General features: G+C 43.3%; 15 protein-coding genes. 4 read left to right on the top strand and 11 right to left on the bottom strand.

Annotated elements, in window-relative coordinates:
• Positions 1–97 precede the first annotated feature (97 nt).
• From hrcA to gpr, 6 genes are all read right to left on the bottom strand, one after another.
• On the bottom strand, positions 98–1,132 hold the full coding sequence (hrcA, locus tag V7Z64_RS07435) for a heat-inducible transcriptional repressor HrcA (RefSeq protein ID WP_297989155.1): 1,035 nt from the start codon (positions 1,130–1,132) through the stop codon (positions 98–100).
• A gap of 77 nt (positions 1,133–1,209) precedes the next feature.
• Positions 1,210–2,352 carry a radical SAM family heme chaperone HemW gene (hemW, locus tag V7Z64_RS07430; protein ID WP_297989152.1) on the bottom strand — a complete coding sequence of 381 codons (1,143 nt, stop codon included), beginning with the start codon at positions 2,350–2,352 and terminating at the stop codon, positions 1,210–1,212.
• Positions 2,353–2,400: 48 nt separating this feature from the next.
• Entirely contained in the window at positions 2,401–4,227 is a 1,827-nt protein-coding gene (gene lepA, locus V7Z64_RS07425) for a translation elongation factor 4 (protein ID WP_219985096.1), read from the bottom strand.
• A 92-nt stretch (positions 4,228–4,319) separates the two neighbouring features.
• The gene (locus V7Z64_RS07420) at positions 4,320–4,625 is read right to left on the bottom strand and encodes a YqxA family protein (protein ID WP_297989147.1); all 306 of its coding nucleotides are present in this window, start codon (positions 4,623–4,625) and stop codon (positions 4,320–4,322) included.
• Between the two features lie 9 nt (positions 4,626–4,634).
• On the bottom strand, positions 4,635–5,795 hold the full coding sequence (gene spoIIP, locus V7Z64_RS07415) for a stage II sporulation protein P (RefSeq protein ID WP_297989144.1): 1,161 nt from the start codon (positions 5,793–5,795) through the stop codon (positions 4,635–4,637).
• Between the two features lie 70 nt (positions 5,796–5,865).
• The gene (gene gpr, locus V7Z64_RS07410) at positions 5,866–6,969 is read right to left on the bottom strand and encodes a GPR endopeptidase (protein WP_297989142.1); all 1,104 of its coding nucleotides are present in this window, start codon (positions 6,967–6,969) and stop codon (positions 5,866–5,868) included.
• 191 nt (positions 6,970–7,160) lie between these two features.
• Between gpr and rpsT the strand changes: the two genes are divergently transcribed.
• Positions 7,161–7,427, top strand: a complete 267-nt coding sequence (rpsT, locus tag V7Z64_RS07405; RefSeq protein WP_003393873.1) for a 30S ribosomal protein S20 — start codon at positions 7,161–7,163, stop codon at positions 7,425–7,427.
• 58 nt (positions 7,428–7,485) lie between these two features.
• Complete coding sequence (locus tag V7Z64_RS07400) at positions 7,486–8,169, top strand: Crp/Fnr family transcriptional regulator (protein ID WP_297989139.1); 684 nt, start codon at positions 7,486–7,488, stop codon at positions 8,167–8,169.
• 7 nt (positions 8,170–8,176) lie between these two features.
• Here the strand turns inward: V7Z64_RS07400 and holA are convergent, their stop codons facing one another.
• A complete protein-coding gene (gene holA / locus V7Z64_RS07395) occupies positions 8,177–9,157 on the bottom strand; it encodes a DNA polymerase III subunit delta (protein ID WP_442885090.1) in 981 nt (326 codons plus the stop codon).
• A 240-nt stretch (positions 9,158–9,397) separates the two neighbouring features.
• Between holA and V7Z64_RS07390 the strand changes: the two genes are divergently transcribed.
• Complete coding sequence (locus V7Z64_RS07390) at positions 9,398–9,532, top strand: YqzM family protein (RefSeq protein ID WP_297989134.1); 135 nt, start codon at positions 9,398–9,400, stop codon at positions 9,530–9,532.
• 48 nt (positions 9,533–9,580) lie between these two features.
• On the opposite strand, the gene V7Z64_RS07385 is transcribed toward V7Z64_RS07390, so the two are convergent.
• From V7Z64_RS07385 to V7Z64_RS07375, 3 genes are read right to left on the bottom strand one after another with little or no spacing between them, the layout of a single operon-like run.
• Positions 9,581–11,806, bottom strand: a complete 2,226-nt coding sequence (locus V7Z64_RS07385) for a DNA internalization-related competence protein ComEC/Rec2 (RefSeq protein ID WP_297989131.1) — start codon at positions 11,804–11,806, stop codon at positions 9,581–9,583.
• A gap of 18 nt (positions 11,807–11,824) precedes the next feature.
• Entirely contained in the window at positions 11,825–12,292 is a 468-nt protein-coding gene (locus V7Z64_RS07380; RefSeq protein ID WP_297989125.1) for a ComE operon protein 2, read from the bottom strand.
• Positions 12,293–12,337: 45 nt separating this feature from the next.
• Positions 12,338–12,925, bottom strand: coding sequence for a helix-hairpin-helix domain-containing protein (locus tag V7Z64_RS07375; protein ID WP_297989122.1), 588 nt, complete (start codon positions 12,923–12,925; stop codon positions 12,338–12,340).
• 77 nt (positions 12,926–13,002) lie between these two features.
• On the opposite strand from V7Z64_RS07375, the gene comER reads away from it, so the two are divergent.
• A complete protein-coding gene (comER, locus tag V7Z64_RS07370) occupies positions 13,003–13,833 on the top strand; it encodes a late competence protein ComER (RefSeq protein ID WP_297989119.1) in 831 nt (276 codons plus the stop codon).
• A 63-nt stretch (positions 13,834–13,896) separates the two neighbouring features.
• On the opposite strand, the gene V7Z64_RS07365 is transcribed toward comER, so the two are convergent.
• On the bottom strand, positions 13,897–14,380 hold a 484-nt coding region (locus V7Z64_RS07365; protein WP_334109915.1), incomplete at its 5' end, for a class I SAM-dependent methyltransferase.

The raw sequence follows: 14,380 nt of genomic DNA, 5'->3' as shown, positions 1-14,380 counted from the left end.
TTTCATCATATGTACGCTGTTCTTTCTCCATCTTCTCACCTCCCTCAAATACTTGAAAAGCGGATGGGGAAAATCCCCATCCATAATATTGACATCGCTAATATTTTTGATACCACATCGTCAATACCTTCGATAAATCGTTCGCGACAAGATTCAATAAAGAAATGACGCGGGAATATTCCATGCGTGTCGGTCCAAGCACTGCAATCGTACCGAGCTTTTCGCCACCGACGGAATATGTGGCAGTAATTAAACTGCAATTTTCCATTCCTTCCACATCGTTTTCAGTACCAATTTTCACTTGAACACCTTGTTGTTTATGCTTTCTTAACAAGCGATAAAATTCTTTTTCGTGCTCAATGACGTTAAATAACGCGCGAAGCTTATTAATATCACTAAATTCTGGCTGACGGAGCATGTTCATTTTTCCGCTTAAAAACATTTGCGCAGGCGCATTTAAATCTAAGGACGAAGCGATCATACGCAACATGTGATCGTAGTTTTGGATGTGTTCACGGAAAATGTGCGCAACTTCCGTTTGAATTTTATCGGTTAATTCGTCTAAAGGCACGCCCGTCAACCGCTCGTTTAAAATGTTTACCATCTTCTCTACATCGGATGGCGCAATAGACGGCGGGAGCGTCACGACATGCTTTTCGACATATCCTGTATCCGTCACAATGATCGCAACAGCAGTATCCGCATGGAGCTGAATGATTTGAATCGTCTTTAGCTTATGTTCCTTGACCGAAGGACCGAGAACGACGGTCGTATAGTTCGTTAAATCAGATAAAATTTGTGCCGATTTTTGAATGAGTTTTTCCAATTCATATATTTGCTCATGAAAAATGGATTGAATCGTTTGAATATCTTCACTTGTTAGCCGAACAGGCGGCAGTAAGTGATCGACATAATAACGGTATCCTTTTTGGGACGGAACGCGACCAGACGAAATATGTGTCTTTTCAATAAACCCAAGTTCCTCTAAATCCGCCATTTCGTTGCGGATGGTGGCAGAGCTAAACGTAATATCCTCCTTCTTCGATAACGTCCGTGAACCAACAGGATGCCCTGAACGAATAAACTCATCAACAATCACTTTTAAAATTAACAATTGGCGATCTGTCAGCAATGCTCATCACCTCTGTTAGCACTCTAATGAAGCGAGTGCTAAATCTACTATTAAGGTATCAAATTGAACAGGTCATGTCAAGATGAAACGCCAAGAAACGATTGAAATACTTCATTGCCAAGCAATTTACCGCGATGCGTAAGAAAGAGAGCTTCATCTGTTTCATCAAGTAATCCATTTCTTTTGTGCAACATAATGGCATCGGAAAAGACGTCATGGACCGTTTTTCCATAACGTTGTAAAAATTGTTGCTTATTTACCCCTTTCGTTTTTCGCAATCCAAGAAACATATGCTCTTCCATTTGCTCTTCTTTTGAAACGATATGTGTGTGCACATGCGGAAGTTGACCTTGTTCAATGAGTTGGATATATTTTTTAATCGGTCCAGCGTTTACATATCTCACTCCGTTTACATAGCTATGCGCCCCTGCCCCGAATCCGTAGTAATGCTCGTTATTCCAATACGTCATATTATGACGGCTAATCCATCCTTCTTGTGCATAATTACTTAGTTCATATTGGTTATACCCATGCTTCTCCATCTGCTCCATGACCATCTCATACATATGAGCTTCTTCTTCTTGACTTGGTAGCGACAACGCTCGTTTTTTCATCAAATTATAAAATACCGTTTTCGGCTCGATAATTAATGAGTACGCCGAAACGTGTTGAATCGGTAAAGAAAATGTCAGTTGCAACGTCTCTTTTAGTTGATCGAGCGTTTGGGTCGGCAATGCGTACATTAAATCGATATTGATGTTATAAAAACCAAGTTTGTGCGCTCGCTCAATTGTCTCAATCGCTGTTTCTTTCGTATGCGTGCGTCCAATGCGCTGCAATAGCTCATCTGTAAACGTTTGTACCCCAAAACTTAGGCGATTAACTCCCCAATGTTTACATACGTGCAGCTGTTCATCACTTACTCCATCTGGATTCGCCTCAATTGTCAACTCAACATTTGAAGCGATTGGGACGATGCGGTGAATAGCTCCTAACAGTCGATCGAGCTGTTTGGCGGTAAGCGACGTCGGCGTTCCTCCCCCGATAAATACCGTTTGGAGTTGCGATGTCGGAACGCGCTCAAACGTCCGTTCCATTTCGACGATCAACGCATCTATGTACGCATCGACCGGTTGTTGATGTAAAAATACTTTATTGAAATCACAGTAATGACAAATGTGCGTACAAAATGGAATGTGAATATACGCAGCTTGAATCATCCGTTTCACCCCTTTCTATATAAAAAACCGCAGAAACATTCTGCGGTTTTATTTTTGGTCGTCCATCTTTAAAACAGCCATAAACGCTTCTTGTGGCACTTCCACCGAGCCCACTTGTTTCATGCGCTTTTTCCCTTCTTTTTGCTTCTCAAGCAACTTCCGCTTACGGGAAATATCGCCCCCGTAACATTTCGCTAATACGTTTTTACGGAGCGCTTTAATCGTTGAACGTGCAATGATTTTATTTCCGATGGCTGCTTGAACAGGCACTTCGAACTGTTGGCGCGGAATTAAATCTTTTAATTTCTCAACAATCACTTTTCCGCGATCATATGCTGAATCGCGATGAACGATGAACGATAAGGCGTCGACTTTTTCCCCATTTAATAAAATGTCCATTTTGACAAGCTTCGATGGTTTATAACCAATTAATTCATAGTCAAACGATGCGTATCCTTTTGTGCTCGATTTTAAAATGTCGAAGAAATCATATACAATTTCTGCGAGCGGCAATTCGTACGTTAACGTCACACGTCGCTCGTCTAAATATTGCATATCGCCAAAAATGCCGCGCTTCTTTTGACATAGTTCCATGACAGGTCCGACGTAATCGTTTGGCACCATAATGGTCGCGCGCACATACGGCTCTTCTACGCGATCAATTTTTTGCGGATCAGGCATGTTTGACGGGTTATCGACAGCTAATTCCGTTCCGTCCGTCAAATATACTTTATAAACAACGCTTGGCGCTGTTGCAATAATGTCAATATTAAATTCGCGCTCTAAACGCTCTTGAATAATTTCCATATGCAAAAGCCCTAAAAAGCCGCATCGGAAACCGAAACCGAGCGCTTGCGACGTCTCCGGCTCAAACTGCAACGCAGCATCGTTTAACTGTAGCTTTTCTAGCGCCTCACGCAAATCGTTATAGCGCGCCGTATCGATTGGATATAAGCCGCAAAACACCATCGGGTTTAATCGACGATACCCTGGAAGCGGCTCGCTTGCTGGATTGTCTGCGTGCGTAATCGTATCCCCTACTCGCGTATCGCTGACGTTTTTAATTGAAGCCGTTAAATAACCTACATCCCCAACTGTTAGTTCGTCCACGACTTTCGCTTTCGGTGTGAACACCCCGACTTCAACAACTTCAAATTCTTTTCCTGTCGCCATCATTTTAATTTTTTGGCCGGCTTTAACTGTACCTTCAACGACACGAATGTATGCGACGACGCCGCGATACGGGTCGTACAACGAGTCGAAAATGAGCGCTTTAAGCGGTGCATCCGGGTCACCAGATGGAGCAGGAATTTTTTGAACGATTTGTTCTAAAATTTCGTCGATCCCGATACCGACTTTCGCTGATGCCAACACCGCTTCCGATGCATCGAGACCGATCACATCCTCAATTTCTTGACGAACACGTTCAGGATCTGCACTTGGCAAGTCAATTTTATTAATGACTGGTAAAATTTCTAAATTGTTATCAATTGCTAAATATACGTTCGCTAACGTTTGAGCTTCAATGCCTTGGGCAGCATCAACGACTAAAATTGCCCCTTCACACGCCGCTAAACTACGAGATACTTCGTACGTAAAGTCGACGTGTCCCGGTGTGTCAATTAAATGTAAAATGTAATCGTTGCCGTCGTTCGCTTTGTAGCGAAGCTGGACGGCGTTTAATTTAATCGTAATGCCACGCTCACGCTCTAACTCCATCGAGTCAAGCGCTTGATCTTTCATCTCGCGCTCAGATAGCGCACCCGTCTTTTCAAGAATGCGGTCGGCAAGGGTAGACTTGCCGTGGTCGATATGTGCAATAATGGAAAAGTTGCGAATGCGATCCCTTCTTTTTAATCTTTCTTCACGATTCATCTATGTTCCACTCCTATAACATCCGAAATACGCTAGCTTTGATTATAGCAACAACGTTCGTAATATTCAACGTAAAAAAGAAAGGCCGATTGTTATCCGGCCCTTTGTGTAAATGAAAGCATATGTTGAATGAGCGAATGTATAAAGGTGGCAAGCTGTTGTCCTACCTTCGAAAACACGTTAAACGTTTCGATTTGTTGAAGTTTTTCTTTTTTTTGTTCAAGCGATTGTCCGAGCACAATCGTTTCATTTTTTGATACATGTACAGCTCGTTCAAGCGACGGGTCGTTATACCCTTTCATTTTGCGCATTCCTTCATTCGCTTGTTGCATGCCGAGCAACACGCCAACTAAAAAAATGACGGCGATGAGTAAACTTTGAATTGTAAATTTCACCATCGTACTCACCTACTTTTTTTCTGCTTGTTGCGGCGCATTCACTTTTTCTGCTTGCCAATAATATTCACTAAACACATCGGCAACAGCGGCTACTGTTCGATACAACTCTGGAAACGTGTTATCGACACCACCAAATTCAATTAAAATGGCGTTTTCGGATAAATCTTGATTAAACTTTCCGTTCGTGCCAACACCTTTTTTCTCAAACGTTCCACGGCTCAATCCAGGATATTTTTTTTCAAGTAACTCATGTAATTTCGTGACAAGTTGCAAATTTTTTTCATATTTCGCGTTTTCTCCACCGATAATAAATGACACCCTCGCATAGTCGACGCCGTTAATTGTTACGGTCGTATCATTGCGGCGACGAGAATCTCGATGAATATCGATCAAATATTGAACATCCCGATTGTTCGCCATCGCTTCAACAACCGTTTTACGCGACATGTCGTATGCCTGGTAATACGGCATATTGTTTTTTAACAATTTGCCTATAAAGTCAGTCGTATCAACAACTGTACCGATTCCGCGCTTTTCTAATTCTTCCCCGAGCTTTTTCCCCACTCTCGTCACATTCACAGTCGGATGGTGGGCGAAGTTTGGATTTGTCACCCCTTTTAACGCCGGCAAATACGATTCTTGTGTATGCGTATGGTATATATAAACAACCTTCCTTCCCCCTGTCGTTTGTGAAGGAGCAGGAGCTGGCGGAGTTTCTTCCTCTTGAAGCTGTTCTTGTGCAGCTTCGCGCTCTGCAAGCAACACTTCTAAAGGTGGTGGAGATTCGTACGGAATGTTTGTAAAGTTCGTTCCTTCACCCGCCAAAATAATTTCGCTATCGTACAATGAAAAGCCGGGGAGCTCCCGTCCAAGTAAGCTGCGCGGATCGTTAAAGTTTACGCTCGTCGTCATTTCGAAAAAATATGTCGAATAAGGTAACTGTCGTTTTTCTTTCGGCAACGTTTGGCGAAAATATACATTTTCAAACGAAAGTAAATGCACAAGCGATTCTGTTGAAAAACGATGTGCAACTTCATGCACGGAAGAAGAAGAAAGACGATATGTTGATGTCGCTGTCATCGTAGCGACAACGGTAATTGTTCCTATAAACAAAAACAAAATAAATATGATCCATTTTTTTATACTCGTCCCATCAACCGTTACCATCATGTCTATTTCACCCTTTCAAAGCTTGTCTACTCTATCATTATGACAAAGCTTTGAAAGATAGAACGAAAAACTAATGCGTATATGCCCCGACATTTTCTTGATCAATGCGGCCGTGTAAAGCTGCATTTAAACCGCTAGCTAATATGTTCGCCATCTCCTCGATAAATAAGTCGACTTCTTTTGGGGTGACCATTAAATTATGACCGATTGGGGCAAGCACTTCGTAAATTAACCGCCGCTTTTCTTCCTCTTGAAGCATGCCAACCATTCCTAAAAAAGTAGAACGATCTGCCTCGCTCGGTAAATCTTCTTCCGTTAACCTTTTTTTCTTTCCGAACACGAGACTAGCTGGGGCAAGAGCGCGAGCTGCCCGATTTCCTTCTTTCATCTCCCGTCCGAGATGTTTTAAAAGCAAATCGATCGTATCGCTTGCAATCGATACCGCATCGACAACAGTCGGTACACCAATCGCAATAACAGGAATGCCTAACGTTTGTTTGCTAAGTTCTTTTCGTTTGTTTCCAACTCCTGAACCCGGATGAATACCGGTATCCGAAATTTGAATAGTGGCGTTTACTCGTTCAATTGAACGTGCAGCTAGCGCGTCAATCGCTACGATAAAATCAGGTTTAATTTTTTCTACAATGCCTGCAATAATATCGCTCGTTTCAATTCCTGTCATCCCCATCACCCCGGGAGCGAGCGCACTCACGGATCGAAAGCCCTCTTGAACGCTTTCTGGCTGCAACTGAAACAAATGACGCGTCACAACTAAATTGGATACAGCAAGCGGACCGAGCGCATCAGGTGTGACTTCTGCATTCCCCAATCCAACGACTAAACAGCTCGCTTCTTTCGGAATGCCAAGTTGTTGTAAAAACGAATAAAAATGTTTAGCGAACAGTTTTTCTACTTTTTGCTGCAAATCTGTATCTTGCGTTCGAATGCCTTGCGCTTCAATCGTTAAATATTTCCCAGCCTTTTTTCCTAACGTTTTTTCTCCTTCTTCCGTTACTTCCACAAATGAAAAGTGGATGCCATCTTCTTCCCAATCGCGAATATATACTCCTTCGAGCGATGTTTGTTGCTCGTTTTGCAGCCGTTCTTCAATCGCTATTTCGTGCGCTTCAATCGCCAAGTCCGTTCGAACACTATATGGTCGCAAGTCGATCATACTGTTTCCTCCATGTTTTTTTATCATTTGTTTTATCCATTTCTCTCCTTTTTCATACAATCGCACTTTTCCGGCTTTGCCCTATTGCATAATTAAGAGCAGTTTGGTAGAATATCACTTGTTCTTATTGTTCATCGAACTGTCGCGTATTGAACGTATATATTTGCGATCGGTTAACGGAGGTGAAAAAGATGGCAAACATTAAATCTGCAATTAAACGTGCAAAAACAAGCGAAAAGCGTCGCGCTCATAACGCATCTATGAAATCAGCAATGCGCACAGCAATCAAAAAGTTTGAAGCGCTTGTTGAATTAAAAGACGTGGAAAAAGCGAAAGAAGCTTTCGTACTTGCAACGAAAAAAATCGACAAAGCAGCTAGCAAAGGCTTAATCCACAAAAACGCTGCAAATCGCTATAAATCACGTTTAGCGAAAAAATTAAACAGCATTACAGCATAATGAAAAAACAGCTTGTCATACGCGGCAAGCTGTTTTTTCGTTTCGGGAGGGGATATATATGTTCCATTGGGCAAAAGAGCGTTTAAAGGCGATTTCATTATTTTCTCATCTATCCGATCAAGAGTTAGACACCATTGTACATATTGCGACAGTTCGGACATATCAACCGAAAACGCTCGCATTTATGCAAGGAGATCCGCTCGACCGCGTCTTTTTCATCGCTCGTGGAATGGTAAAAATTTATAAAACTGATACGAACGGAAAGGAACAAATTGTCTCCCTTTTACAAGAAGGCGATATGTTTCCACATACCGGCTTTTTTCGGCACGGCGCATACCCTGCACATGCAGAAATGATGAGCGAAACGACGCTCATCGTCATCCCGATTGAGCAATTTGAACAAACGCTTATTTGTTACCCACAATTGTGCGTCAAGTTGTTTCGCGTGATGGGAGAAAAAATCATTGAATTGCAAACTCATTTAGAAGAGCTCGCTTTCCATAATACAGCGGAACAATTAGCTCGACTTTTCATTCGATTAGCAAAAACAAACGGCACATACGTCAACGGCCGCTATCGCTTAAAAGCACCGCTAACGACTCGCGAATTAGCCAACATGATCGGAACAGCGCGCGAAACGGTAAGCCGCGCGTTAAGTCAACTGAAACAACAAGACATCGTCACAACCGACGAAGACGGCTGCTATATCATTGATGTTCATGCACTACAACAAAAGCGGTAGTGAAACGCTACCGCTCTAACTTTAAGAAAAACAACTGTAACAACAGCTGCTTGTCCGTCGCGCTACTTTTTAACGCATAATCGGTTTCTGCCAAATCGTATAATATACGCATAAGCTGCTGTTCGGAAAACCCACCGGCATAACCAGCCGCCACTTTCACACGAAACGGATGGACACCTAACATCGAGGCCATTTGTTGTTGGCCGTATCCTTTTTTCATCAGTTCCTTCACTTCGTAAATGAGACGAAACTGGCTCGCTAGCAATGCGACAAGCTTAATCGGCTCCTCGTTTTGCTTCAGTAAATCTTGAAGCGTTTGTAGCGCGGCTGGAACGTCTCGCTTCGCCATCTGTTCGACGAGAGTAAACACATTTTGTTCAAGCGTCCGCGATACAAGCAAACGGACATCGTTCGCCGTAATGGCGCGATGTTCGGCAAAAAGCATAAGCTTTTCGATTTCGTTTGCTAGCGTAGCTAAGTCCGTCCCTGCTAACGTAAGCAATGTATCAATTGCGTCGTCATCGATTTGACATTGCCCTTTCAGCCATTGTTTTAATTCTTTTTCATTGAGCGGCTTGGCAACGATGACATTCGCTTTCTTTAATAACGCTTTCGTCACTTTTTTACGCTCATCTAGCTTCTCATACGCCCCGACAAAAATGACGCTCGAAAATGGCGCTGGCCGCTCGATGTAAGCCTCTAGCCGCTTGACGTCGTGCTCAACCTTGTCTTTTCCTTTTTCCGCCGTTAAAAAATACGGCTGCTTCACGACAACGACTTTCCGCTCACCAAAAAACGGAAGCGTTTCTGCATCTTCAAGCGCCACTTCAATCGGTGTTTCTTCGCAATCGTATGTACTAACATTCCACTCCCGCTCTTCATCCGACAACGCTCGGCGAACAATCTGTTCGTACGCTTGTTTAATTAAAAAATGCTCCGTGCCATAAATGACATATAGCTGCTCCATGTTCTCTTCCCCATTCTTCATCCACTTTCTCTAAAGAACATACAACGTTTCGGAGCATTTTACAAGGGAGTTAGCAGATGAAAATCGCCAACCCCCATTTATTTAAACGCTGGAAAACAAGCCCTAGGAACTCGTTTATCCAACGGGTATCTTTATCTTATCCGATCTGCCGGGAACTATTTGTGACAACTGTTGTCAACGATGTAGATTTTCTCTCTTTTTTCCCTTATACTAATGGATGAGAACATAGGAGGGATGGTCATGAACGAATTTGAAAAAAGCGTTCAATGTACGCGCAACGATGCCGTTGACTCGGCTGTTGGCTTCATCGTATCATTCGGCTTTTTCGCCACAATGTTCATTATTGCCACACTTGTGAAGTTTTTCGGTGCGTAATGAACAACAAAAAGAGATTGCTGCGTGCAGTCTCTTTTTTCTTGCATATTATGGTGAAAACGTCTGAATGGTGCTTATCCGCTCACGAAAACGAATGACGATGGCTCCGTGTTCATCGGTGCGAAATATACGAACGTTGTGATCGCGCAAACGGGCAATGACTTCACGATGCGGATGACCGTATCGATTGCGGCGACCGACTGAAATGAACGCCACTTTCGGACGAATATGCCGTAAAAAAAACTCAGAAGTTGATGTTTTACTCCCATGATGTCCAACTTTTAATATGTCAACGGGCAATGAGCGATACGTGCGTATAAGTTGCCGCTCTCCACCTTCCTCTAAATCCCCAGTAAATAACCAGTATACCCCTCCTATAGATGCATACACCACGACAGAACGATCATTTTCCGTCGTTTCATTCCCGAATGGGGAAATAATGTGAAATTGCGCATTCCCCACCTTCCAACGATGACCACTCTGCACGACTTGCACGCGCGCACCATTTTTTATCGCTTGGGAAATAAGCGCTTGCTCTAAATCGCTTCGCTCCTTTTTTATCCCGACGACCAACGTTTTTACGCGAACCGCACGACATACATCTCCCGCATCCCCGATATGATCGAAATCGCCATGTGTCGCAATAAGCGCATCAATCGTCCGCACCCCTTTTGCTTTTAAAAATGGAACGATGACATCTTCTCCGACACGAAACGACTGTTTGCGCTCTTTCCACGGCTCATCCACCCATGACATCGTTCCTCCGGTATCAATGAGATAGACTGCTTTTCGATACGGTAGCTCGATATATATACTATCCCCTTGACCGACGTCTAACATGACAACTTCACCGTTCGGACGAAAAAACGGCAAAACGAAATGGACACCGATAACGACGGCAAATAAAAAGCGAAACATGACCGCTCGCTGCTGTTCAAACGAGAGGAAAAAAACACATATCGCAATGACGTAGGCGATCATAAGCCACGTTGGTGGGCGACCGAGAGTAAGCATGAACGCGTCTGAAAGAGCAACAACAAGCGCATTCGTACGTTCAATGACGAATGTCAGCACGTATATGACGAACGGCACATATGCGTGTATAAACAACGCTAAAAAGGAAAGCGGCAAAATGACGAATGTATAAAGTGGAACAAAAATAACATTTAACGGAATAGATAAAAGGGATATTTCATAAAAATGGTAAAGTAAAATCGGTAGCGTACTAACTTGCGCAACAAACGAGGTCATAAGTAGTTGATAAACAAATGATCGACCGCTTTGAATCCACGGAGAACAAATAATTAATGCAAAACAAACGAGAAAAGAGAGCTGAAAACCGAGATGAAAAATGATGTACGGGTCTTTCGCTAATAAAAGAAGGCAAGACACGCTTAACGCATCGAGCGTGCGAAGGCGAGAAGAAGCGAGAAGAAAGCAGATCGTCATAATTGCTGCACGCATGACCGACGGGGCAGCACCTGCTAAAATGACATACAACGGAATGCATAATAATAAAACCGTGCTCGCTCGTTCCCTCGTCATACCGAAGCGAATGAACAAATAAAAACAACCGCCGACAAGCAATGTCATATGCAAACCTGAAATAGCGAGTAAATGAATTAATCCTAACTTTTGATAACTCGAAAGAACCGCAGGATGAATATCGCTTCGCTCACCGTAAATGAGCGCTTGCATGAACGCACCGACATCGTGTGGAAAATGGTTTTGAATGTAGCGAATACCGTCTTGACGAATCGTCTGAAGCCGCTCCATCCATGTGATGTTGGCGCGCATACAACGTTCGAGTGAAGTCGGACGAACAATCCAATGTATGCGTTGGTGAAATAAATAGCGGCGATAATTGAAGGCATACGGATTAGTCGGCAAAGAAGGCCGCTCAAGCATCCCTTGGAGTGAACATGTTGTCCCTATTTGCCATTCGGCCCATTGTCGCTTTTCTTCTTCCGTACGGAGACGATAAATCAATTTCAGCCGTTCATTTTGCCATTGAACGACCGTCTTAACTCGATCGCCATCAACATAAATCGGAGCAATAAATCGAACAACGAGCGCCGTTTCGTTTCCTGAAAGCGTCGTCACATTGTGCTGATGAATCCAATGGCTCCACACCGAAAAAAATAAGTAACAGCTGACATAAGTAAAACATTGCTTTCGCTTGCGCCAAAACAAAAAGGCGAAGTAAATAAACGACAGCACAAAACAAACGACGGATTTCGTCAACATAGACAAGACGGCCAAGACGGCCGCCATCGCCGCATAAACGATACGTCATCTCCCCTTTTTATGCAAAAATGTCGGAATGGATTCGACATCAAACGGAACGTGCTGCACTTTAACACCTGCTTGTTCAAACAGCTGTAACGCAAACGGATGGTTTTTATAATCGTTCGCATAATAAACTGCTCGAATTCCACTTTGAATAATGGCTTTACAACATTGTAGACACGGAAAGTGAGTGACGTATATCTCTGCCCCCTCTGTTGGCACACCAAACTTTGCGCATTGTAAAATCGCGTTCATTTCGGCGTGAATTGTACGCACGCAATGGTTATCCTCCACATAACATCCTTCATCCATGCAGTGCGCACCGCCTGCGATCGAACCGTTATAACCTCCTGCAATTATTCGCTTGTCGCGCACAATCGTTGCTCCGACCGCGAGTCTCGTGCACGTGCTCCGCAGCGCTAATAAATGGCTTTGTGCCATAAAATATTGATCCCATGTAATTCGCTCCACTCGTTTCTCCCCCTTGTCCATTATGCTTTTAGTTTATCGCCAATTTTATCGGACGACAATTTGTTCTTTTATTTTTTCAAGCGATTTTTGGCCGATCCCACTCACATGTAATAAATCTTCCACTTTTTGAAATGGACCGTGTTCCTCGCGATACGCAATAATAGCCGACGCTTTCGCGGGACCGATGCCGTCTAACGTTTGCAGCTGTTCTGCCGTCGCTGTATTAATGTTGATTTTTGCACTCGAGCGACTTGCATCGTTCATCGTTGCCGATTCTGTCGTTATTTCCTCTCCTTTCTTTGGTACATAAATCACCATCTCATCGTGCACTTTCATCGCCAAATTAACTTTCGTCTCATCCGCTTCATCTGTGAATCCTCCTGCGAGTTGGATGACGTCACGAACTCGGCTTTCCGGCGCTACTTCATATACACCAACTCGTTTCACTGCTCCTTTCACATCGACGACAATGGACAACTCTTCTTTTTTCTCCTCTTGTTGTTCTTGCTGTTCTTGTTGTTCTAACGGTAGCGGCTCGATCGTCGTTTCTTCTTGCTGCGCGCCCCATATGACCGCCCCGATCACAATAATCGCGATATACACCCAACGTTCATACGTTTTTATCCATTTCATGCTTTCACCCTTTCATAAAAAGGATCGTTGTCGCATACATATGACGTATAGTGGTGACGGATAAGGGGGGAATACCGTTGAATATAGGATTTATTGGAACAGGAAATATGGGAACGATTTTAATTGAATCGTTCATGAACGGAAATGCAGTAAAGCAAGAACAACTATTTATTACGAACCGAACGCTTGAAAAAGCGTACAACATGCAACGACGCTATCCGAATATACATGTGCTTAAAACGAACGAAGAAGTAGTAAAGCGAGCAACGATCATTTTTCTTTGCACAAAGCCGCTACATATGCCGATCGTGTTAAAACAATTACAACCGCTCTTAACGGATGAGCACTGCATTGTATCCATTACGAGCCCAATTTCTGTTCAGCAGCTTGAATCGCTCGTTCCTTGTCATGTCATTCGCGTCATCCCGAGCATTACGAACCGCGCACTTGCTGGAAGCTCTTTAATTACTGTAGGCGACCGTTGCCGAGACGAGTATCGGACGACGGTTGAACACATGTTTCGCTCTATTTCTCGTCCAATATACGTAGACGAGCCTATTACGCGCATCGCCTCTGATTTGGCAAGTTGCGGCCCCGCTTTTTTTAGCTACTTAATTCAAAAATTTATTGACGCAGCAGTGCAACAAACACCCATTACAAAAGAACAAGCGACGACGTTAGCGACGGAAATGATCATCGGGCTAGGTGCGTTGCTTGAACAACAATTGTATACATTACCAACATTGCAGGAAAAAGTATGCGTCAAAGGTGGCATTACCGGGGCTGGCATTGACGTGCTAGAAAAAGAAGTGGGAGACTTGTTCGTCCATATTTTTCAAAAAACACACGAAAAGTTTTACGAAGAAACAGAGAAGGTGCGCCAACAAATCGATAATATTCGCCATTAACTGAAAAAATCCTGCTGTTTTGATAAAAAAACGTCCCAAAAGCACATGCTTTTGGGACGAATGTTATTTTTGCGCAATGAAAAAGATGCGCTCACTTTCCTTTGTCGGTTCTTGTTCTGTGAAGTCGGCCCATACGTGCAACAAGCGAAATCCTGCATCTTTTAGCCACGTTTCGTATTGCGCCACATCGTACGTCCGCTGCACGTGCATTTCATCTACTCGCTCATATACACCTTCCTCTAGTTGAACGAAAAACGTCAGCTCATGTTCAACACTATGTGGCCGTGAACCCGAGTAACAATTCCATATATAACTTACTTGTTCATCATTACTTGCAAACGTCTCTTTCTGCAAAAAGATATGCTCCATTTTAAATAAAGAATGGACATCGAATAAAAACAGTCCGCCCGGACGCAATTGATCATATACGCGCGAAAACGTGGCGACGACATCGTCATCTTCCAATAAATAATTGAGTGAATCACAAAAAATAACGATCGTATCGAACGGCTCAAACGGGCCGAAATGACGCATATCTTGTTGATAA

The sequence above is a fragment of the Anoxybacillus sp. genome, assembly GCF_036834105.1.
Lineage (GTDB): Bacteria > Bacillota > Bacilli > Bacillales > Anoxybacillaceae > Anoxybacillus.
The sequence above is the reverse complement of the archived record's forward strand: the minus strand, read 5'-3'. Positions and strand labels throughout refer to the sequence as shown.